At 52.2% G+C, this 23,422-nt stretch carries 14 protein-coding genes, 2 tRNA genes and 1 riboswitch; of the genes, 12 read left to right on the top strand and 4 right to left on the bottom strand.

Annotated elements, in window-relative coordinates; genetic code table 11:
* Positions 1-132 precede the first annotated feature (132 nt).
* The 6 genes from SPTER_RS22810 (at position 133) to addA (ending at position 12,177) form a co-directional block, all read left to right on the top strand.
* On the top strand, positions 133-1,359 hold the full coding sequence (locus tag SPTER_RS22810; protein WP_144352486.1) for a metallophosphoesterase: 1,227 nt from the start codon (positions 133-135) through the stop codon (positions 1,357-1,359).
* A gap of 18 nt (positions 1,360-1,377) precedes the next feature.
* Positions 1,378-1,905 (top strand): mismatch-specific DNA-glycosylase, encoded by a 528-nt coding sequence (locus SPTER_RS22815; protein ID WP_144352487.1) that lies wholly within the window; start codon positions 1,378-1,380, stop codon positions 1,903-1,905.
* A gap of 189 nt (positions 1,906-2,094) precedes the next feature.
* The gene (locus SPTER_RS22820) at positions 2,095-2,874 is read left to right on the top strand and encodes a basic amino acid ABC transporter substrate-binding protein (protein WP_144352488.1); all 780 of its coding nucleotides are present in this window, start codon (positions 2,095-2,097) and stop codon (positions 2,872-2,874) included.
* Between the two features lie 477 nt (positions 2,875-3,351).
* The gene (locus SPTER_RS22825; RefSeq protein WP_144352489.1) at positions 3,352-4,950 is read left to right on the top strand and encodes a diguanylate cyclase domain-containing protein; all 1,599 of its coding nucleotides are present in this window, start codon (positions 3,352-3,354) and stop codon (positions 4,948-4,950) included.
* Complete coding sequence (gene addB / locus SPTER_RS22830) at positions 4,947-8,444, top strand: helicase-exonuclease AddAB subunit AddB (protein ID WP_144352490.1); 3,498 nt, start codon at positions 4,947-4,949, stop codon at positions 8,442-8,444. The genes SPTER_RS22825 and addB overlap by 4 nt, the downstream gene beginning before the upstream one ends.
* Complete coding sequence (gene addA, locus SPTER_RS22835; RefSeq protein WP_144353050.1) at positions 8,428-12,177, top strand: helicase-exonuclease AddAB subunit AddA; 3,750 nt, start codon at positions 8,428-8,430, stop codon at positions 12,175-12,177. Before addB ends, addA begins: the two co-directional genes overlap by 17 nt.
* Before the next feature lie 44 nt (positions 12,178-12,221).
* Here addA and SPTER_RS22840 read toward each other — a convergent pair whose 3' ends face one another.
* The 4 genes from SPTER_RS22840 to SPTER_RS22855 all read right to left on the bottom strand — a co-directional run bounded on the left by SPTER_RS22840 (position 12,222) and on the right by SPTER_RS22855 (position 16,232).
* Positions 12,222-13,109, bottom strand: coding sequence for an LPP20 family lipoprotein (locus SPTER_RS22840; protein WP_144352491.1), 888 nt, complete (start codon positions 13,107-13,109; stop codon positions 12,222-12,224).
* A gap of 18 nt (positions 13,110-13,127) precedes the next feature.
* On the bottom strand, positions 13,128-14,228 hold the full coding sequence (locus SPTER_RS22845; RefSeq protein ID WP_144352492.1) for a hypothetical protein: 1,101 nt from the start codon (positions 14,226-14,228) through the stop codon (positions 13,128-13,130).
* A gap of 28 nt (positions 14,229-14,256) precedes the next feature.
* A complete protein-coding gene (locus SPTER_RS22850; RefSeq protein WP_144352493.1) occupies positions 14,257-15,057 on the bottom strand; it encodes a CsgG/HfaB family protein in 801 nt (266 codons plus the stop codon).
* Between the two features lie 224 nt (positions 15,058-15,281).
* Positions 15,282-16,232 carry a magnesium transporter CorA family protein gene (locus tag SPTER_RS22855; protein ID WP_144352494.1) on the bottom strand — a complete coding sequence of 317 codons (951 nt, stop codon included), beginning with the start codon at positions 16,230-16,232 and terminating at the stop codon, positions 15,282-15,284.
* 631 nt (positions 16,233-16,863) lie between these two features.
* Here SPTER_RS22855 and SPTER_RS22860 point away from each other — a divergent pair.
* The 6 genes from SPTER_RS22860 to SPTER_RS22885 all read left to right on the top strand — a co-directional run bounded on the left by SPTER_RS22860 (position 16,864) and on the right by SPTER_RS22885 (position 23,384).
* Positions 16,864-16,952 (top strand) — tRNA-Ser (locus SPTER_RS22860).
* 62 nt (positions 16,953-17,014) lie between these two features.
* Positions 17,015-17,105 (top strand) — tRNA-Ser (locus SPTER_RS22865).
* Positions 17,106-17,482: 377 nt separating this feature from the next.
* Complete coding sequence (locus SPTER_RS22870) at positions 17,483-18,175, top strand: aspartate/glutamate racemase family protein (protein WP_144352495.1); 693 nt, start codon at positions 17,483-17,485, stop codon at positions 18,173-18,175.
* 160 nt (positions 18,176-18,335) lie between these two features.
* Complete coding sequence (locus SPTER_RS25140) at positions 18,336-18,626, top strand: GNAT family N-acetyltransferase (protein ID WP_211367371.1); 291 nt, start codon at positions 18,336-18,338, stop codon at positions 18,624-18,626.
* 1,280 nt (positions 18,627-19,906) lie between these two features.
* The gene (locus SPTER_RS22880; protein ID WP_144352496.1) at positions 19,907-22,552 is read left to right on the top strand and encodes a phosphoenolpyruvate synthase; all 2,646 of its coding nucleotides are present in this window, start codon (positions 19,907-19,909) and stop codon (positions 22,550-22,552) included.
* Positions 22,553-22,737: 185 nt separating this feature from the next.
* Positions 22,738-22,920, top strand: a riboswitch (cobalamin riboswitch).
* A gap of 287 nt (positions 22,921-23,207) precedes the next feature.
* Positions 23,208-23,384, top strand: a complete 177-nt coding sequence (locus tag SPTER_RS22885) for a hypothetical protein (RefSeq protein WP_211367372.1) — start codon at positions 23,208-23,210, stop codon at positions 23,382-23,384.
* Positions 23,385-23,422 lie beyond the last annotated feature (38 nt).

Here is a 23,422-nt window from a genome sequence, read left to right on the forward strand (position 1 = left end):
TATATCGGTTTCTTTGCTTTTTATCTATCATTTTTAAACAGATGGATATGCAGCTTTTTTTTTGCCTGAGATCCACTATACTAAAGATATTTTACGGAGATAATTACAGATAAAGGTGGTAAGGAGGCTAACATGCAGCATGGTCCGTCAATCTATGGAATCTTGTTCATACTGGCGCTTTTTGCTGGGCTAACATGGCTGGGGGTCCGGCTGTTACCTAAATGGCATCCTGTCTATGCCGGTAAGCCGGTTAGGTATGGCTACTGGCTGGCCACAATCTTATCAATCGGGATTCTGTTCTGCAGCCGCTGGTTACGTACGGCCGGCAGCTTGGCCGGCGAAGGGGTCCGGTATGCCAGTTACGCGGCGTATGTGTGGCTGTTTGGGCTGTTGTTCATGCTGGTGGTACTGCTGGCCGGCTATGCTGTCAGACTGCTGGTAAGGAAGTTTAGCCGTCCGCAAACCGGCCACCTGGCAACAGAGCCGGCAGCGGGGGGAGTACCGGTTCCGGGCAGGTTAACCCGCCGGCAGTTCTTGCAGGGGGCGGTGGCTGTGGTCCCGGCAGTACCGCTGGCGGTTACTGCCTATGGGGTGATTGGCGGGGATACAAATATTGTTGTTAACCGGTATACCCTGGCTTTTCCGCAACTGCTGCCGGCGCTGGACGGCTATGTTATTGCCCAAATCAGTGACACCCATATTGGCTCATTTTTTGGTATGGATAAACTGGACCGGGTACTGGCCATGGTTAAGCAGGAAAAGCCGCAGCTATTGACACTTACCGGCGATTTGGTAGACGATCTGGATTTGCTGTCACCAACAATGGCACGACTGACGGCTTTCCATTCTGAACTGTCGCACGGTATTTTCTATTGCTGGGGCAACCATGAATACTTCCGGGATATTGGCCGCATTCGCCAGGCTTTGTATGCCAGCCCGGTCACTGTGCTGGAAAACCGCAGCCAGGCAATCGGCAACGGGTTGTATCTGGCTGGTGTGGATTATCCCTGGGGCAGAAATAAAGCAGAGCAGGAAGCTAAACGGCGCGATTTTTTTGCTCAGGCTGTGCGGACAATACCGGCAGAAGCCTTTACTGTCTTGCTGGCCCATCATCCCGATTTTCTGGATAACGCGTTTGCCGCTAACGTGCCCTTGGCTTTAGCCGGGCATACCCATGGCGGCCAGGTGTCGGTTTTTGGTGTTTCGCTGTTGCCGGTGCAATATCGCTACATGCGCGGGCTGTTCCGGCAGCATGGCTCCTACGGCTATGTCAGTGCCGGCACCGGTCATTGGATGCCGCTAAGAATCGGCTGCCCGGCAGAGGTTAGCCTGTTTACACTCCAGCGGGGAGGCTCATAGCGATGGCGCGGTGGTTTTATGAAGCAGGTACCTGATATTATTGACTATGACCTGAAAATTTTATTTATCGGCTTTAACCCCGGCCTCAGGTCCGCCGCAACGGGGCATCACTTTGCCGGCTATTCGAATAAGTTTTGGAAGCTGCTAGCCGCGGCCGGTCTTACACCCTACCGGTTCCGGCCGGAAGAAGACCGGGCCTTGCTGGCTGTAGGTCTGGGAGTCACCAATATCGTAGCCCGCCCCAGCCGGGCTGCCGCTGAGATTACCAAAGCGGAATATCAGGCCGGGAAGGAAATTCTGGCCGCTAAGCTCAGCCTGTACAGACCCCGGCTTGCCTGCTTTGCGGGAGTGGGAGTATACAAGGAGTTTGCCGGGCGGTCCAATATCAAATGCGGCCGGCAGCCGGTGCCAACGGTGGCAGGGGTAACTGATTTTGTTGTGCCGTCTCCCAGCGGGTTAACGCGGATTGTGTTTGCCGAGCAGTTGGCTTATTATCAGGAACTGGCGCGGCTCCTGGCGTGTTCAACTCAGTTGGAAGAACGATAATGCCCATGAGGGCAGGACGATAGTGATGAAAATTTGACATGAACATTAGGAAAAAGGATGAGGCCGGCGTTTAGCGGCGAAAATGTCTGCTTATCTCATAAATTCAGCTGTTGGCGCTGCTTGGCTGCCATTTAAAAGTTAAGTATAATTATGAATAGATTATGCAGATGAGAGGGGTACGTACATATTATGTCAAAAAAATGGCTTACATTTATTGTTTTGGCCCTGTTTGTACTGACTGTAGGCTTAACCGGCTGCGGCGGCAGCCAGCAGGCTCAGCCGGCGGCGGCAAAAGTCCTTAAAGTTGGGGCTGAGGCGACGTTCCCGCCTTTTGAATTCCAGGACGAACAAAGCAAAGATTATGTTGGGTTTGACGTGGATCTGATGAAGGCGATTGGTAAGCAGATGGGCGTGGAAGTACAGATTGTTAACACCGCTTTTGACGGTCTGATTCCTGCGCTGGAGAGCGGACAGATTGACGTTATTGCATCAGCGATGACTATTACCGATGAACGGGCGCAAAAAGTCAGCTTCTCTCAACCCTATTACAAATCCGGTTTATCGATTATTGTAAAAGCCGACAATAATGACATTAAAGCCTTTAAAGACCTGGAAGGCAAACGGATTGCCGTACAGATCGGCACTACCGGCGCTGAAGCAGCTAGAAGAATTACAGACGCCAAGGTCCGTGAGTTTAACAGTGCCTCGGAAGCCTTCCTGGAGTTAAAGGCCGGCGGCGCTGATGCTGTTGTCAACGATCTGCCTGTCAATGAGTATTATCTGGCTAAGGGCGGCAGTAAAGACGCTAAACTGGTGGGTGAGGTTCTCAGTGCAGAAGAGTACGGTGTGGCTGTTACTAAGAAAAACACCGAACTGGCCGAAAAGATTAATAAAGCCTTAGAGGATATCAAGCAAAATGGCGAATATGCTAAAATCTACGAAAAATGGTTTGGCAGGAAGCCGCAATAATTATCAATCTAGCTGTACCAGTCTAAGCCGCTGGTACAGCTTTTCCTTTTATGGCAGGTATAATGCCGTTTTTGTCCAATTCCTATTAAAAGCAAAGTCGATATAATAAGCAATCATTGTCCTGCCGGTGTATTGGTTATGGGGATAAGACCCCGGGAACTGTGAGGAGGCGACAATTGCTTGAAAAAAATACTGTTGGTGGTCAGGTGGTTTTCACCGGCTCCGGCTCAATTACTGCGTTAAAATCAGTGAAAGCCGAACGGCTGATTTTGACGCCTGAGCAGTAACTGCCTGCAAGGGCCTACCCGAGTTAAGCCGGTAACGGTCACGGCTGAACAAATGGCCGGTGTACTGAAACAGGTACACAGCGGGTTATAATTTTACAATTATAACCAGAAGGAAAGCTGTTTGACAGCGGCGAAATTATATTGCAGATTCTGTCTAGACAGGAACCTTGGGGAAAGGCAGGGATGATATATGCTTGATATATACCGTCTGAACGCCTATCTAACGGCACTTCATGATACCGCGATGACTTTAATGAACCATCTTGATATTCAGGAATTGCTGGAAAGTATGGTGGGCCGGGCTGGGGAACTTGTTGGCACTAAGAACGGTTATATTGCCCTGCAGGACGAAGCCGACGGCAGCTTTACCCTTAAGGTTACTGCCGGCTTTTATACCCGCTATCTTGGCATGGTGATTACACCCGGGGATGGCGTTATGGGGCAGGTCCTGCTGCATGGTGACACCTGTATCATTAATAATTATACTGCCTGGTGCCACCGCAAGCAGGGTCCTGAATACAATGTTCTCAGGGCCGTAATGGGAATGCCGCTCAAAGCCGGCGGAGACCTGGTGGGCATTATTGGCCTGGCCTACGATGAGCCCAAAGAATTTGGTCAAGAGGAAGCTGCTGTACTCAGCCGGTTTGCTGATCTGGCATCCATCGCTCTTACCAATGCCACCCTGTATACGGCATTGCAGCAGGAACTGGCCGAGCGCAGGAAGATTGAGAAAAAGCTAAGGTATATGAGTTATCACGATGCCCTCACCGGGTTATACAACAGGACGTTTTTTAAGCGGGAAATGGGACGGTTTGAGCGTTCCGGCCACAAGCCTGTTGCCATTATTTTATGTGATGTGGACGGTCTTAAACTGATCAATGATACCCTAGGGCACGAGCAGGGGGATCTGCTGCTGGATGCGGTCGCCGGGGTCATAAAAGCCAGTGTCCGTTCCCGTGATATTGTTGCCAGGATTGGCGGCGATGAATTCGCTATTTTGCTGCCGGATACGGACAATAAGCGGGTAGGGTCCATCTGCAGCCGGATACGCAGGGCCGTCGATGCGTATAATGCCGGGCATCTGGAGCTGCCGCTCAGTATGTCGCTGGGCTTTGCCGTCAGGGACGGCAGTGTAGCGGGTACCGGTACCATGAATGAGCTGTTCCGGGAAGCTGATGATAATATGTACCGGGAAAAACTGCACCGGAGCCGTAATACCCGCACGGCAATTGTGAAGGCTTTATTGAAAGCCCTGGAGGTTCGCGATTTTATTACCGAGGGCCATGGGGACCGGCTGCAGGCCTGGGCGGCAGAGCTGGCTGCAGCCCTTGATTTAACTGAACGGCGCACAAATGATATTAAATTGCTGGCTCAGTTCCATGATATCGGGAAAGTGGGGATACCGGACCGGCTTCTGTTTAAGCCAGGCCTGTTAACGCCGGAAGAGCATCTGGAGGTGCAGCGGCACGCCGATATCGGCTACCGGATTGCCCAGTCGATCTCCGATCTGCTTCCTATTGCCGATTTCATTTTAAAACACCATGAATGGTGGAACGGCAGGGGTTATCCGATTGGTCTGAAAGGTGAGGAAATTCCCCTGGAATGCCGGATTTTGGCCATTATTGATGCCTATGATGCGATGACCAGTGACCGGCCATACCGTAAAGCCCTGCAGCCTGATGCGGCCCTGACGGAACTGAGGCAGCAGGCCGGCAGCCAGTTTGATCCGGAGCTTACGGCAATTTTTTGTGAGCTTATCGTAAAGCACTTTAGGAGGGACGGCGTTTGACTCTTAAACTAATCCTGGGCCGGGCCGGCTATGGCAAGACCTGGCAGTGTTTTGATGCTGTTTTATCCCGGCTGGCCGAATCGCCTGATGGCCGGCCGCTTATTTTTATTGTCCCGGAACAGGCTACCTATGAGGTCGAGCGGGCTCTGGCTTCCGCCTGCCCGGCTAGCGGGTTTGTGCGGGCCTATGTTCTCGGCTTCCGCCGGCTGGCCCACCGGGTGCTGAATGAGACGGGGGGGGCCGTCAGGCCTCATATTTCCGAACTAGGCAAGCGGATGGTCTTTCGCCGCCTGTTAATGGAACACAAAGCCAGCCTAAGACTGCTTACCCGGGCGGCTGCCGAAAAAAGCTTTGCCGAAACCATTGAAGGCTTGGTTAAAGAGTGTAAGACCTATAAGATCAGCCCGGCTATGCTGGCGGCGGCGGCTGAGCAGGAGCGGCTGGACAGTCCGGCGCTGGCCGGCAAGCTCCACGATGTAGCCCTGCTGTACCAGGGGTTTGAAAATTTTTTGGCCGAACGGTATATCGACCCCGAGGACTTCCTTAACCTTTTGGCCGAAAAGATTCCCGCATCAGGGCTTTTAGCTCAGTCTGAGGTGTGGATCGACGGCTTTAGCTGGTTTACGCCCCAGGAATATGCAGTCCTGGAGGCCTTGCTGCAAGCTGCGGCAAGTGTTACGGTTACCCTTTGCCTGGACCGGCCTGACAATCCCTTTAACACCCGGGAAGAAGCGCTGTTTCACCGGCAATGGCAAACATATGAGAAATTGAAAACAACGGCCGCAAAGCTAAAGGTGCCGGTAAGTCAGCAAGAATTAGCCAGGCCGCACCGTTTTGAAAAAAGGTCGTTAGCCGCCATTGAACAGAATTTCTTTGGCGGGCGTAAAGCCGGGGCAGCAGGAGTCCGGAATAACGGCAGCGGCTTTATGCTGGCTGAGGCCGCTAACCGGCGGGTTGAAGCTGAGGCCATTGCCTGTGAAATGATCAGATTAAGCCGCGAAGAAGGCCTGCGGTGGCGGGATATGGCTGTTTTGATTCGTGATACAGACAGTTATGTCGAATTGATGACAACAGTCCTGGCTGACTATGATATTCCGTTTTTCAGTGACGGCAGCCGGCCGGCTGTGCACCATCCCCTGGCTGAGCTTGTGCGGTCGGCCCTTGAGCTTGTACTGGAAAAATGGAGCTATGAGCCGGTATTTCGCTGCCTTAAAACCGATTTGCTGCCGGTAACCCGGGATGAAGTTGATATTCTGGAAAATTACTGTCTGGAGTTTGGCATTCGTGGTTCGCGCTGGACAAGCCTGGAAGCCTGGACATTTCGCCGCCGCTTTTCGCTGGCAGAGGACGAGGGGGCCGGTGATGAATTAAGTGAGTCCGGGCAGGCGTATCTGGAACGGGTTAATCACATTCGCCGTCAGAGTACGGCCGCACTGGTACAGTTTACCGGCCGGCTGCTGCCGGCCGGGCGTCAGGGGTTGCCGCCGGTGGAATTGGCGCAGGCCGTTTATGAACTGTTGACAGGCTTGCAGGTACCGGACACGCTGGAGACCTGGGCTGCTGCCGCTGAACGGGACGGGGACCTGGAACAGGCCCGTGAACACCGGCAAATATGGGCCAAAGTAGTCGATTTGTTTGATCAGATTGTGGATACTTTTGCTGAGCAGCCGTTAACACTGGCGGATTTTGCGGCGATTGTCGGCGAGGGGCTGGAAGGGACCAGGCTAAGTCTGATTCCACCCAGTCTGGACTATGTAACCATTGCCGCGCTGGAAAGAACCAGGCGGCTTAATATCAAAGCCGCCTTTGTGCCGGGGGCGAGCGATGGGGCGCTGCCGCGCCGGCGGCGGGAAGAAGGCCTGCTGACCGATAATGAAAGGGCGCTGTTGACCCGGCTGGGGCTGGAGCTTGGCGGCGGCGCCGTTGCTGATACTTTTGCGGAGCAGTTTTTGGTCTATACGGCCTTAACCCGGGCCAGCCGCTGGTTGTGGGTGAGCTATTCAATGGCTGATGCAGAGGGCAAAGCTCAGGGGCCGTCCCCCATTGTACGCCGGCTTAAAGAAATTACCGGTAACCAAGTGCGGGCATTGCCGGTTGAGCCGCCGCCCGGGCAGGAGGCGCAATATCTGGCCAGATCCGAACGGGCGCTGGCGGCCCTGGCCTGTGCCCTCAGGCTGTATAAGCAGACAGGCCGTATCAGTCCTGCCTGGTGGGATGTCTATAACTGGGCCTTGGCTAAAACCAGTCTGCGTCCACAGCTGGCTGCCGCCCTGGGAGGCTTGTTTCATTATAACCAGGTCGAACGGCTGCCGCAGAATCTCTCAGGCCGGCTCTACCTGAATAATGGAGTGCTGCGCGGCAGTGTCACCCGGTTTGAGGCCTTTCGGGCCTGCCCGTTTAAGCATTTTGCCCAATATGGCCTGGGGTTAAAGGAGCGGGCTGTTTATCAGCTTAAAGCCCCTGATTTAGGCCAGTTCCTCCATGCCGTCATTAAAGAGTTTGGTGATAAACTGACGGCAAGCAGGCAGGAATGGGGCGATGTGACACAACCCCAGATCAGCGAGCTGTGCACCGGTATTGTGGCCACCCTGGCCCCTAAACTGCAAAATGAGATCTTGTTAAGCAGCAAGCAGCATGCCCATTTAGTCACCAGGCTGACCCGGCGGGCTGTCCGGTCCATCAGCCGGCTGGTAGCCTGGGCCCGGGTCAGCAAATTTAAGCCGTTGGCGTTGGAACAATCCTTCGGGCGCGGCCCCGGTGCCTTGCCGCCGTTGACATTTCCCTTACCGGCCGGCACCTTGGAGGTAGGCGGACAGATTGACCGGCTGGATGGGGGTGTGCTTGACGGGCGGCAGTATGCGCTGGTCATTGATTATAAATCCGGCGGCGCCTGGCTTAGCCTGGCCGAGGTCTATTATGGTCTTAAGCTGCAGCTTTTAACCTATCTCCTGGTTGCCGTCAGCAAGCGGCCGGGCGTAAATGCCTGTCTGCCGGCCGGGGTGCTGTATTACTTCCTGAAGAATCCGGTGGTGTCCGGAGCAACCCTGAAGAGCGCCGAGCAAATTGAAAAAGAGATCAACGGTAAACTCAAAATGCCGGGCTGGCTGCTGGCTGATGTCAACCTGGCCGGACTTTTGGATGAGTCCTTAAACGGCTGGTCCGAGTTTTTCAAGATTGCTTTAGGCAAGAACGGTTTCTATGAAAGCTGCCTGGACAAACTTAAGACCGGGGAAGAATTTACCCTGTTGCTGGCTCATGTTGAACAGGAGCTGGTGGCTGTGGCTGAGGCGATTCTGGCGGGAGAAACGGCGATCAGGCCGTACCGTCTGGCCAAAACGACCCCGTGCGGTTATTGTGCCTTCCGGCCGGTCTGCCAGTTTGACCGAAATCTGCCGGAAAACGACTATCTGCTGTTGCCGCAGTTGGATGATCAGACCATTATGAGCGAACTGCGCCAGCGGAAAGGAGGCCAGAGTGATGCAATGCTCCCCTGAACAGCTCGCCGCCATTGAAACACGCGGCCATAACCTCTTAGTAGCCGCCGCAGCCGGGTCAGGCAAGACCTGGGTGCTGGTCGAGCGGATTATCCGGCGTATTATCGATCCCGGGGAACGGTTGAGTGTGGACCGCGTGCTTGTTGTTACCTTTACCAATGCGGCGGCCAGCGAGATGCGCAGCCGGGTGGGCGAAGCCTTAGCGGCGGCAATTGCCGATCCGGGCTTAACAGACCCCGAACTGAAGCGCCATCTGGAACGGCAGCTGGTATTGCTGAACTCGGCCAGCATTTCTACCCTGCATGCCTTTTGTCAAAGCCTTGTCCGCCAGCATTTTTACTTGCTGGATATCGAACCTAATTTCCGGATTGCGAACGAGACTGAGGTTACATTAATCAAGAGTGATGTGCTGGAGGCGGTGTTTGAGGAGGGGTATACCCAGGCCGATCCTGAGTTTTTAGCGCTGATTGAGCATTATGGCGATGAAGACGGTGACAACTCGCTGGCCGGGCTTGTGCTCAGACTGTATAATTTTTCGCAGAGTCATCCCTGGCCGGAAGACTGGCTGGCCGGGTTGCCGGCTGCGTTTGCCTTGCCGCCGGCAACTGATTTTGATGCTACACCCTGGTCGGCTTTAGTGCGGGACAGAATGATGCTGGACTGGGAGGAGGCCAGGCAGTCGCTGACGGCTCTTATGGCCCAGGCGGCGGCACCGGGCAACCCTGCCGCATATGCGGCCACCTTTGCGGAAGATATTCTAATTATTGACAACCTTTTGCTGGCGGCCGGCAAGTCCTGGTCAGCCCTGGCACCGGCGATGGCGGACCTCAGCTTTCCCCGGATTGCGCCAGTAGGCAAGGACGTCGCCAAAGAGGTTAAGGATTACTTTCAAAGCCAGCGCAACAAGGCGAAAAAGCGGGTGACTGATGCCAAGGCTGCCTATTTTGAGCGCAGTGGCAGCGAGCTTATTGGCGATTTGCGGCAGGTTGCCCCGCTGGTTACGGCCCTGGTCAGGCTGGTTGCCCGGTTTGCGGCCGGCTATACCACTGCCAAACAGGGCAAAGGCGTCGTTGATTTTAATGATCTGGAGCACCTGTGCCTGGCGGTGCTGCGCGAGGCAGACGCCGGGCCGGAGGCCTGCAGCCCGTCGGCTGTGGCGAGAAGCCTGCGGTCCAGGTTTAGTGAGATTATGGTTGACGAGTATCAGGACACCAACCGGGTACAGGAAGAGATTATCCGCCTTGTGGCCAGTGATGAGCAACCCAATCTGTTTATGGTGGGAGATGTCAAACAAAGTATTTACCGCTTCCGGCTGGCCGAACCGGAGCTGTTTATGGATAAGTACTACCGGTATCAAAGCGGCAGGGAGGCTGGCTGCCGGCGTATTGATCTCAGCCAGAACTTCCGCAGCCGGGCCGGTGTGCTTCATGCCGCCAACTTTTTGTTTTGTCAGTTGATGACCCGGCGGACGGCTGAGCTTGATTACGGGCAGGCCGAGCAGCTTAACCCCGGCCCCGCCTATCCGGTAACAGACCTGCCTGGTTTGAACGGTCCGGCCGAATTTATTATGATTGACAGTGATGGTGCTGATGAGGACCAGCAGGCAAATGACGACAGCAAAGCCGCGGACCCGGATCATGAAGGCGGACCTGCGGCTTCCGCCAGCCTGCTGGCCGAGGAGGAACTGAGCTCTTTTGAGCAGGAGGCAGTACTGATTACCCACCGTATCCAGCAATTGCTGAACAGCGGCAGTCACGTTTTTGATAAACACAGTGGCGGCTACCGGCCGCTGTGTTACCGGGATATTGTTATTTTATTGCGGTCCGTACAGGGGAAGGCCCAGGTTTTGCAGGATATCCTGCGGCAAAACGGCATTCCCTGTTATGCAGAGCTGGCGGCCGGTTATTTTGCCGAGACCGAGATTACCATTATGCTGGCTCTGCTGCATGTTATTGATAATCCGCATCAGGATATTCCCCTGGCAGCGGTGCTCCGGTCCCCCCTGGCCGGCCTGGCCGGGGACGAGCTGGCAGACCTGCGGCTGTGCAAGCCTGAGGGCAGTCTCTGGGAGGCGGTGGTGGCTGCCGGTACTGCCGGTGCAGCCTCGGCTAAGGTGGTGCTGCTGACCGAGCGGATCACTGCCTGGCGCAGCCTGGCCCGGCGTAAAGGGGTTGCTGATTTAATCTGGCGTATTTTCCGTGATACCGGTTACTATGATTATGTGGGCGGTATGCCGGGCGGGGGGCTGCGCCAGGCTAATCTGCGGGCTCTCTATGACCGCGCCCGGCAGTATGAAACAACTAATTTTCGCGGGTTGTTCCGTTTTCTGCGCTTTATTGAGCGACTTAAGGAAAAGAAGTCTGACCTGTCAGTGGCGCGGGCGCTGGGGGAGAGCGAAGATGTTGTCCGGGTCATGAGTATCCATAAGAGCAAAGGACTTGAGTTCCCGGTTGTCATTGTCGCCGATGTTGGCAAAAATATTAATCTGCAGGATACGACAGCTCTGGTATTATGTCACAAAGAGCTGGGCGTTGGCCCCTATGTCACACTGCCGGAGCTTAGGTTTCGCTATCCGACACCGGCCCGCTGGGGCATTCAGCATAAGCTCGAACTGGAGACAAAAGCCGAGGAGCTAAGAATTCTCTATGTTGCCCTGACCCGGGCCCGGGAAAAGCTGATCCTGGTCGGCTCGGCCAAGAAGCTGGCGCAAAAATGCGCTGGCTGGTGCCGGCGTGTTGGTGAGCCGGCGATTACACTTCCGGCCAGCCAGGTCATCAAGGCCAAAAGCTATCTGGAGTGGATTGGCATGGCCGTAGCCCGCCATGCCGACGGCGACGTGATCAGGCAATATGCCGGCTGCTCTGAGCTGCCGGCAACTGAACTGGCCCGGCACCCTTCCCAGTGGGAAGTGAAAATTTTTCAGCCTGGTGACATCAAACAACCGGCGCAGTCGGCTGCGGCCGATGATGCGCTGCTGGCGGCGGTGCGGCAATTAGCCCCGGCTGCCTGTGGTACTGACACCGGCTGGGTCGCTGAGATCCTGGACTGGGAGTATGGTTGTACCGCGGCTGCCGGCAGACCGGCCAAGCTGGCTGTATCTGAAATCAAGCGGCGGCTGGAGCTGGTTGAACTGGGGGAAAACCAAGCCGAGCATTTGTTTCGGCCGCCAGAGGTTCATTCCCGGCCCCGGTTTCTTCAGGCGGCATCAGAGCTGACTGCCGTGGAATACGGGGTTATGATGCACACCGTCATGCAGCATGTTTCCCTGGCCGGTCCGCATACGGCAGCCGCCATCGCTGCGCAGGTCCGGCAGCTGGAGGCCTGTCAGCTTTTGCTGCCTGGTCAGGCCCAGACTGTTGATGCCGCCGGGATCGCCGCTTTTTTTGCCTCACCTTTGGGCCAGCGGCTCATACAGTCGCCGCAGGTGTGGCGTGAGCTGCCTTTTAGCCTGATGCTGCCGGCTGAAAAATTCTTTCCCGAATTAAACGGCTGCGGTGAGCAGATTTTTGTCCAAGGGGTGATTGACTGCCTGTTTGCGGAGGAGGGTGGCCTGGTACTTGTTGATTACAAGACTGACCGGGCGGCTACAACCGATGAGCTGGCAGCTAAATATGCGGTTCAGCTCAGCATGTATAGCTGCGCGGTGGAGCGTATTTTTGAGCGCCCAGTAAAGGAGCAGATCCTGTATGCCTTTGGTTTGGGCCAGGCAGTCAGTTTAACGGCCTGGGGATAAAAACAAAAAAGGATGTGCAAAATGCACATCCTTTTTGTTAGTGACTACTGCCGTACACAAACCATGGCTCGCGGGAGGAAATTGCTCTGGGCGTTCGCAGCCAGTATCCTGTCAGCGTCAGCCTGACTAATAATGATATTTACGTTATGATCGCGGAGACCGATTGCTTTGACCATAATGGGGGTGGTACCGGCGCGGGACTGGCCCAGCTCAACCGCGCGGATATCTTCCGTAGTGCACATGTAATCGACCATTCCCTGCGATATGGCATACTCCGGAATAATATTGGTGTGGCCGTAGACGGCGCGGCCTGTATCATCAAAAATAACCGGGGACATCGCCCGTTCCAGCGGCAGGCCGCTTACATCAACAACTAAACCAGTATATACCGGCAATGCAACCGGGGGGGAGGACGGTGAGGGCGACGGCAGGGGAGCAGGCGTAACCGGTGCGGTGGCATCGACAATAACCTCGGCCAGGCTGCCGTGGCCATAGAGGTTAACCCGCAGCGTTACCTGATAAGTGCCGTCAAACACTTGTTGTTCATTGACGATTTTAGAGCCTTTAACAATGCCGGTGACCTGGGTTCTCACCGTATCATTGGTTGTTTCGAAGTTTTTCACCGTAGTTTCGGCTGTGATCTTTACCCCCTCAATGCTTTCCAGCAGATTACGCTGGGCGTCGACAATGGCTGCGCGTCTGGCCATTAGGCGGGCTTGCGCCGGAGACTTGGCGATACTTGACGGCACACCGGTACCGGTCGCCTCGACAAAACCCTCATCCCAGTTGATGGAACCATTGGCACCTACCTGATCAACAGCGGAGACAGAAACATTTACATTGGTATTTACGGTGGCTGCACCGGCTGCCAGCGGTAAGCCGGCAATAAGCAGCGCGCAGATTGTGAAGCAGATCAAAGTTCTTTTAAACATGGGATATCCTCCTCTGGATTAATATTTCATGACAGACTGAATGCCGCTGCTGGTAATGTCCGTGATATTCAGGGTAATACCACTTAATCTCTCCAGTTCATTGGCCAGGTTTTTAGGGGCATACGTATAGTTGATGTCGATTGTTACAATCCCGCCACCATAACTGCGGACATACACATTTTTGACACCTCGAACCTGCTTAAGCTCATTTTCCAGCAGGCTGACCTTGGCGTAACTGGTAACCCCTCTTACCACCAGCTGCACCCCCTTTTCCGGATTGCCGGCAAAGGCCATCAGCCGCTGGACCATATAATCGCCCATCTTTTCACCCGCTTCGGTAAGGGCTAATTTCGCGGCGATAAACTCTGACGAATGGACGCCTGTACCGTACAGACCGTTGGTGGCGATAACTTCACCGGTGTCAGCCTTTATGATTTTGGCCTCCAGCCGGGCCCCGCAGGATATTAAGCCGTATTGGAAGCTGCTGCGGGTGCTGAAAGCTTCCCCGACAATGAGATAATCAAGCCCCTGGCTGCTGGCAAAGGCCAGGGCTTCGTCCCGGTTGCCCTGAATAATAGCTTTAACGGTATTGGTATACCGGATATTCTGGATTTGCCCGATATCCACCAGCCGGCTAAAGCCGGCTGCCAGCAATTTTTTTATCATTGCTGTTTCGCCGGCCGGGTCCGGTATTCGTGCGGAAAGATGGTATTCAGGGATGATGACCCCAATGCGCGGATCACGCAAGCCCTGCTCAATCAGCTTTAACCGCTGCAACTGTCCCGTTAACCGGGAACTCGGCTGGGTGTCAACCTGAACGCGGGCGGTTACAACTGTTTGCCCTGGCTGGCTTTGCTCACTGATAATTGTCCAGTCCTGCACGAAGCCACGGGATTTGGTATAGATCTCGTCCTGGACTACTTCGGCATTTTGTATCAGCGTCTGGGAGTCAACCAGGGTGCCGACCGCCTGCTCAACCGCATTTCGCAGCGCATCAGTAACCGCTTCTTCCCTGCTAAGCCCATAGCCCTGGACGGTAACCTCCCTGGCCAGCGCCAGCGGTATGACTGCCGATAAACCCAGGAGGGCCATGGTTATAATCAGGATGAATCTTTGCAAACTTTTCACCACCTAATCATTGGGTACCCTATTTCTTTCTTACTTTGTCACTGGCTTGAATGCCCAGTGCTGAGCCCTGAACCTCACCAATAGCCATATCATTTTCAACACTGGTAATTTTGATTGTTGCAATATCAAACTTCTCTGCCCCCAGAACCCGGCCGGTTACAGGGTGGATAATAAGCTTGCCCTCGCGGAAAATGATATAGGATTGGCCAGGTTGCACGCCATGTTCGCGGCCAAGGTCGATATATACTTTTTTACCGGAGATTTGTACGACAAAACCTTCCAGGGGGTTAACCTGATTGATCTTATCCACAACCTTGATCACGGCTTTGCGGGCCGCTTCTGAAAATGCGGAGTTGCTTTGGCCCTGCGCGAAAATGGGCCGGCCGCTGTTATCGTTGAGAGAGCCCAAAGACACTGTGCCGTCTGCCTGCTCGGCCCATAAAATATTGCCGCTGTTGGCATCAATCATGCGGACCGATAAAACCACCTTGACCTGAGTTTGTGTGGCTAAACCGAACAGGTTAACCTGTTCGGCGCCGGCTTCGACGATCTTGCCGACAACCAGATAATCAAGGCCGTCAAACTTAACATATTGGGCAGGACCGGTACTGAATCCGTCCAGCCCTAGCTTTTTCTCCCGCATCATCTGAGCCAGCTGCTCACGCTCAATCACCAGATATGATTTGTTTTTTACAAGCTCGTTTACCAGGGTGTCACAAACGCCGCGTCCCAGCGCCCGGTCTGAGACCTGGGAAGCATTTTCAAAATCGACAATACCGATGCGTTTTTTCTCACCGGCCCAGGCGGTAGACGGACTCATAACCCCTATCAGGCAGGTGAATAAAAATAAAATAAGTAGTAAGACGGGGATATTCTTTTTTGACACCGATAACCAGTCCTCTCCAATTTTTCATGATTTTAGTATTTCGCGTAACAGAACTAATTTCCTGCCCTTTTTCCAGCAATAATCAAATATCCCGATATTAATAGCTTGGCAAAACATAAAAAAACCGGGGGTTCTCCCCGGTTTTAAACACTGATCCATTAAAACATATCTTTTCGCCACAGACCAAAAGCACTAAGGGCGGTAACTGCTCCGGCGAACAGCAGGGTAGCTAAAAAGCCGCCATGAATACCGCCCAGCGGTATATCGACATTCATGCCCATAAAACTGGCTACCATGGTGGGGATGGCCAGTATAATCGTCATAGAAGCGAGGAATTTCATAACCCGGTTAAGATTGTTGGAGATGATGGAGGTGAAGGTATCCATCATGCCATTCAAAATACGGCTGTACATCTCAACCATCTCAATGGCCTGCTTGTTTTCGATAATAACATCTTCCAACAGGTCCTCATCCTCTTCATAGATCTTAATGAGATGCTGAACCTGACTGGTGGAACGCAGTCTGAGCAGTTTTTCCAGGACAATACCGTTAGACCGTAAGGAGGCGGCAAAATAGGTTAAGCCCTTTTGCAGCTCCAGGAGCTGAAATATTTCCTTGTTTTGCATTGATCGCCGTAGATAGCGCTCAATCTCATCGGTGCGGCGGTTAATCTGTTTTAAGTATTTTAGATATAAAGCCGCCGATTTGTATAAGATCTGGAAAAGAAAGCGGGTTTTTTTAAAAGTACTGAAAGCCCGGGCGTTTTCCGGATTAAAATCTGCCAGCACATCGTTGGCTTCCAAACAGACGGTGATAATAAATTCGGGTGTCAGAATAATGCCTAATGGCAGGGTGTCGTAGCTGTCATGTCCGCGGGTCACAGGAATATTGGTAATGACCAGCATAAAATCTTCATCAAGTTCAATACGGGAACGTTCTTCTTCATCCAACGCCGCTTTCAGAAAATCCAGCGGGCAGCCGGTTGCTGCCACCACTTGTTCCAGTTCTTCCGGGGTTGGATTTACCAGTTTGAGCCAGGCACCCTTTTCAAGTGTCTGGAGTGTTAATTCAAATAGACGCGTACAGTTGCTGCGAAAAACTTTTAGCATAATTGCTCCCCCTTTCTTTAATTGAGGGGAATACAAAATTCTGCTGCGCTGCCAACGAGCAGGAAAAAACAATCAAACTGTGCAATCCTGTACGCTCAGACAAACACCAGGCAAGACAAAATGGAATATTCCCCTGTATTTAATTAAAATCGGCAGAATCGGCCCGCCAGGTCGGTCTATATCCATCTATCTCACCTACTTTTAGATTTCTACTGATTAGCTTTCGATAACTCTATAAAGAATATAATTCTGTTTACGTTATTAGTCAACCTTTTTATGCAAAATTAATCTGATTTTTACCGTTTCTTAGCATAACGTCAGATCCCTCTATGGTAGAATGTTACTAAACGCCCTGTTCTATGTATTAATGTATTATATGGGCAGGCTGAGTGTGACCGCAATGCTGATAAGAAGGGGTTAAAAGATGGAGGCTGCATTAGTGGATATAAAATTAACGGAAGAGGAACTGGATGAATTGCTGCGTGCTTTACCGCAGATCGTCCGGGAACTGGAAACTGCCTGCCGGGCCGAGGAAAACTAATCCTGTTTGCCTAACCGAGAAAAATTACCTGCAGCTGTTTTGTTGACAAGGACAATTGCCGTTTGTTATAATACTTAATGTGTCGGATGCGGAGGGGTGTCCGAGCGGTTTATGGAGCTGGTCTTGAAAACCAGTGATCCCGCAAGGGACCGTGGGTTCGAATCCCACCCCCTCCGCCATTATATTCAGTTGACTTACCCCATAGCGGCTGATATAATACTGTGTATAATTCATCAAACACGGAGTGGTACTCAAGTGGCTGAAGAGGACGGTTTGCTAAATCGTTAGAGGTCGTGAGGCCTGCCAGGGTTCAAATCCCTGCCACTCCGCCATACATTTAACAGAAACAGCTGTCGGTTATTTAACTGACAGCTGTTTCTGTGTGCAAACTTCCAAGGGATTTTTTCCTAACGGTTCTTTTAGAGTCGCTGTAGGCATATAAGGGCGGGGCCGGTACGGCAATGAGTATAAAATATGGTAAGTAAGGATTGACAAATAGAAGCAGGTTTAGTGTAAAATTAAAAATAAATGAATTATTTACCAGGAAGCAGAGACCGGAAGCATGGGGACGTTCATTTTGCTTCTCTTTGATTAAGGGAAGCAAAATGACATCCCGGCGCTTTTCTGGCTGCTGGAAAGCGCTAGAAAAAGCTTGCCGTTGTATTTAATTATGTAGATAGTGAAGAAAGATAAGGAGGTAGAGGGGCGTATGAAAAAAGCTGGGATTATTGGCGGAATCGGCCCTGCATCGACGTTAGACTATTATAGCGGCATTATTGAAGGATACCGTGCCGCAAGGCAGGACGGGCAATATCCGGGTCTTGTAATCGACAGCATAAATATGACAGAAATGTTGGGCTATGTTGCCGGGGAGAATTGGGATGGGTTGATTGCCATGTTGCTGGCGGCAGTAAAAAATGTGAAAAATGCGGGCGCTGACGTTGCGGCGATAGCATCAAATACACCGCATATTGTTTTTGACCAGTTGCAAGAGCAGTCCCCCGTACCTCTGATCAGCATTGTGGAGGCGACCTGTCAATATGTTCGGGAAACGGGATGTACCCGGGTCATTGTAATGGGGACAAAATTCACCATGACAAATGGTCTTTATACCGAAAAATTCCGCCAATATGGACTGCAGGCATTTGTTCCCGATGAACAGGAAAAAGAGGCTATTCATAATATTATTTTTCCTAAACTGGAGGATGGAATCGTCGTGCCGGAGGATAAGAAAAAATTGCTGGGAATTGCAGAAAAACTTATAACGAAACATCATGCCAATGGACTTGTTTTAGGTTGTACAGAACTCCCGCTGATGGTTCATGCCGGCGATTTGCCTATAGAAATTCTGAATACAGCCCAAATTCATGTGCGGTCAATTGTCAAATATATGCTGGCTTAATGGAGTGTCGTGGCAATATCTGGATGATATGCGAGCGCAGCTCCGAAGCAAAATGAACGTCCCGGTGCTTCTTCTGAACGTCCCGGTGCTTCTTCTTTGCCGGCTGTCACTTGTCAGGCTTTTTAAACGTATTGCCAATGATACTATGGAGGTAAAATAAATGGAGCTTAGGGTTTCGCTCGACCAAGATTTAGAGCAGATTTTAGCGGTTCATGCCGCTGCTTTTGGTGGAAGAAAAGGAGAGGAGATTGCTAATCTCGTCAATGATTTGTTAGTAGATGTTACAGCCTTACCACTGTTATCCCTGGTCGCAACTGTAAAAAATAATATTGTCGGACATATTATTTTTTCCAAAGCAAAAATTAGTCCTGACCAGGCAGTTTCATCAGTTATACTAGCACCACTTGCAGTCCATTCAGATTTTCAAGCCGAGGAATTGGCGGCAAATTAATAAAATGCGGATTAGTCAAATTGCTAACAGCAAGGGTAGAATTGGTTTTTGTCCTTGGTCACCCTACATATTATCCAAAACATGGTTTTTGTGTGGCGGGAAAACATGGACTTGATGCACCTTATCCCATCCCGGATGAACATGCTAATGCATGGATGGTTCAAGAGCTGCACCCTGGTTTAATAGGCCGAATTAAAGGCAGGGTTCAGTGCTCTGATGTGCTTAATCAGCCCCAGCATTGGCAGGAATAAAGGCAGGATAGGATTCAGTGCCTGGCTAGAACCGGATACAACGGTATAGGAGAAGCAAATGGACGCTGATTGATTATGAACGGCGGCAGGAATAGATCTGATACCCCGGCGGCGCTATTAGGAGATAATTAATGAAATATAATATCAATGGAATAGAATACACTTAATGCCAGCATACTTGCTAATGAACGGATACGAATTAGTTTTAGTGAGCTAGCCCAAAAAATATTTGGGTTAAATTTCGAAACTTGGTATCAGAATGGTTACTGGGGAAAAAGCAGAGATCTTGATGGAAGCAAAAGGACCGTCCCGTGCGCCAAGAAGCACACGGAGTATAGCGGGTGGGAATCCCGCCTGGGAAGGCCTAGCCAGTCACCCAGTATCCAGCCTTGGGACTGAAGCGGTAACGCCAGGTCTAAGCGTAGGCAGGAAAGGTAGTAGGGCGAAAGCGCAAGCTGAAGATGTAGAATCCCGAAATCCCTAATGGGAAAGGTCGATGCATGGGACGAGCAGAAGACAATACCGAGTTTAGCGATAAAGGCGAGCTAAGCCCGGCGCCCCGGGATCGAAGGTCTTGGCATGCTACACACTGTTACTCCGTGTGAACTTGGGAGACCCTGCCGCTCTCCGATAGGAGTATGGCCGACAAGTTGAAGACAAGGAAGCCAAATAAGTGGCAGGGAGTCGGATTACGTAGTAGTACCAAGGAAGCAGGGTAATGCCTGCGGAGGGAAGGACGTAACATAGTAGAGCCCTTGGAAAGAGAAACAATGGCTGCACTAGAGGCAGAGAAACCATTGGAAACAAAACTGACAAGGATAGCTGAGTTGGCCAAACAATAGCTATGGCTAAGCGTAAGTAAATGCTGCTATGAAGAGCCGGATGCCTTAATAGGGCAAGTCTTGTTCTGTGAGGGGGGGCTGGAACGTGAGTTCCGCCTCTACTCGACCCTGCTTCTCCCTAATTATGCAGGCCAAGTACTGGCTGGCGGAGCCGGGTGGTACATAAACCACGAAATGAGGAAGCAGAATGAGTCAATATGTCCTCAATTTCTCTGACATTAATAAATCAAGTCTGGCCGAGGTCGGCGGCAAAGGGGCAAACCTGGGCGAGCTGGGCCGTATTCCCGGAATCCGGGTGCCGGCAGGTTTTTGTGTTTCAACTAGGGCCTACGCTGATTTTATAAATACAAGTGGGGCGTTTGCGGCGTTATTAAACGGCTTGTCAGGCACTCTTCTATCGCCTGAACAGCTTAAAACGGCAGGGAAGCAGATCAGGGATCATATCGAAACCCTTGCTATTCCAAGTTTGATTCAGCAGGACATTATTCTGGCCTGGCAGGAGACCGGGAGTCAGCTTGCCTATGCTGTCCGTTCCAGCGCGACAGCGGAAGATTTGCCAGGGGCATCTTTTGCCGGCCAGCAGGATACCTTTCTCAATGTTAAGGGAGAGCAGCAGCTCCTGGATTGTATCCGGAAATGCTGGGCATCCCTGTTTACTGAACGGGCTATTGTTTACCGGCAGCAAAATGGGTTTGAACATGATAAGGTACTGTTGTCTGTTGTTGTCCAGCAGATGGTTTTTCCCGAGGTGTCGGGCATCATGTTTACTGCTGACCCGGTTAGCGGCAACCGGAAAACTGTAGTTATCGATGCCGGTTTTGGTCTCGGGGATGCGCTGGTATCAGGTATTGTTGCGGCCGATTTATACCAGGTGCAAGGCGGTACGTTAATTAAGCAGCAGATTGCCAGGAAAGAAACCGCTATTTATGCCAAACCTGAAGGGGGCACAGTTAATGTTGAGATTGCCGGTGAACGGCAGCTGGTTCCGGCTTTAGCGGCTGCCGATGCTATCCGGCTGGCCTCGCTGGGGCGAAGTATTGAAGCGCACTTCGGCAATCCTCAGGATATTGAGTGGGGTATTGCCGGTAACGAAATATTTATTTTACAAAGCCGGCCGATTACCACTCTTTATCCTGTGCCGCCTGCAAGCGGGGATCAGCTGCGTCTGTTCGTGTCAATCGGTCATCAGCAGATGATGACTGAAGCTATGAAACCTCTGGGCATATCGGTGCTGAAAACCCTGGTTCCGGTCGGAAAAAGCCGGCCTCAGGAGGAGAGTCCTTACCTGCAGGAAGTCGGCGCCAGGCTGTATCTGGATCTTACCGATCTGCTCGGCTACCCGCAGGTGAGAAAGAGGCTGCCCGAATTATTGCTGAATATTGACGAAATGATTGGCCGGGCGGTACGGGATTTTATCAGCAGAGATGAGTTCCAGCCGTCATTACAGCCTGACAAAAAGGTGGAACCGGCTTGGCTTACTACAGCCTTTCCTACCATCTTTGCAGTTTTCAGAAATATTCTGTATCGTGATAATGCAGCGGCAATGGAAGAGATAAACGGGTTTATTGAGCGTCAGATTCATGAAAACAGAACAAAACTGCTGGCGGTTGCGGGCGTGGCACGAATTACGGAGGTGCAGGAAATACTGTCCTCGCTGATACCGACAGTGCTGCCCAGGATAGCGCCCTATCTGGGAGCGGGGCTAATTACCTATAAGCTTATTGCGGCCCTGTCTCAAAAATGGGTGGGTGATGCCCAGGAACTGGGTGACATCAGCAAGTCACCAACCGGCAATGTAACCACCGAAATGGGGTTGGCACTGGGCGATGTAGCCGATGCAGCCCGGCCATATCCGGCGGTAGCGGCTTATCTTAAGCAGGCAGCAGACGACTCCTTTTTTGCAGGCTTGCGGGCTGTTGACGGCGGGGCCGAGGTTTTACCTGTGTTGTTAGCTTTCTTTGAGCAATATGGCATGCGGGGGACCGGCGAGATTGATGTCACCCGGCCGCGATGGCGTGAGGCTCCCACCGCTTTGGTGCCTGCTATTCTGAGCCAGATTGCAGGCATCCGGCCGGGGCAGCACCGCCTGGTTTTTGCAGCAGGAAAAAAAGAAGCTGAGCTTGCGGCCGACCGGTTGTTGGAACGATTACAGGCCAAACCGGGCGGTTTTTTCAAAGCCAGATGCATGCGGCGGCTGATCAAGGTTCATCGGGCCTTTATCGGACTGAGAGAACATCCCAAATTTTTTATTGTTCAGAATCTGGCTATCATTAAACAGGTGCTTTTGCAGGAGGCGGCTCAACTGACCGCCGCCGGCGTGCTGGCGGCTCATGAAGATGTTTATTGGTTTTCACTGCAGGAGTTCAAGACAATTATTGCAACCCAACAGGCTGACTATGCAGTTGTCGCCGGGCGCAAGGAGCAATTCAGCAACGTTGCCAAGCTGAAGCCGCCGCGTGTTATGACCAGTGAAGGGGAAATCATTACTGCCAACCCGGGGGCGTCCGTGCCGGCCGGCGCTCTGCCCGGCAGCCCGGTTTCGGCTGGAATCGTTGAGGGCTGCGCCCGCGTCATCCTTAAACTGGAAGAGGCTACAATGCAAAAGGGCGATATCCTGGTGGCCCCTTATACCGACCCTGGCTGGACCCCGTTATTTCCGCTGGCAGCCGGATTGGTGACCGAGGTCGGCGGCCTGATGACCCATGGGGCAGTTGTGGCCCGGGAATACGGTATCCCGGCGGTAGCCGGTGTTGATAATGCAACCGGTAAAATTCAAAACGGGCAGAGAATCCGGGTAGACGGCACACAGGGATTTGTAGAATTTATAGAATAGAGGCGTTTAGGCGCTAGCTTTGATCAGCTTGTACCTGCTGTTAGTCAAGCTGGTAATCAACCTGCACCAATCATAGCTGCGGGCGGTTTTATGAGGTTGGTTGTGCTGTAAAAGTAATTGACAAGCTATGACAGAAAGTGCTATTCTTGACATATTAATACTTTAATTTGTGCATTGTTAAAAATCGAATAGGTAATGAAATAGGTGCCCGCAAGGGCTTAATAGGGAAGACCGGTGTAACACCGGCGCGGTCCCGCCACTGTAATGGGGAACATCTTCGCAAGAAAGTCACTGAGGCCTAGGCTTTGGGAAGGCGCGAAGGAGTCATGATCCAGAGCCAGGAGAACTGCCTGTTTGACAATCACCGTTTACCTACGAGCGATAGGGAGGGGATTACGCTGGCGCATTGATCTGTTTTTTTACCGGTCCTGTTATAGCTTTGGATATCCTGCCCTTCCTGAATCTGGAAGGGCTTTTTTGCTGTCCTGAATAATGCGGCAAAATACCGCCAGGGATTAATCATAGGGGGGATGTCAAGGCAAAACCCTGATCGGTATTTACGCCCTACAACAGCGACTATCGGTATTGTGCCGAGGCATGCCTATAATGAGAAATATGCCGAAGCCCTGAGACCCGGCTGCTTATTGCTGATGAGATGAGCACAATGCTGGATGTGATTACCCAGGCGCAAATCTGGCAGTTGGTCCTCAAGGTAATTAAAGAGCGGCAGATGGGGTTGATTGCGATTACTCACAATCAGGCTCTGGCAGCAAAGATTGCAACCCGGCTTATTGATTTGCCGGCAATAAACCGGCTGCAGGCGTTAGCTTAGTACAAGCATGTAAAAACAAACGGCTATTGGTTTGGTTA

This window comes from Sporomusa termitida (genome assembly GCF_007641255.1).
Classification (GTDB): Bacteria; Bacillota; Negativicutes; order Sporomusales; family Sporomusaceae; genus Sporomusa; species Sporomusa termitida.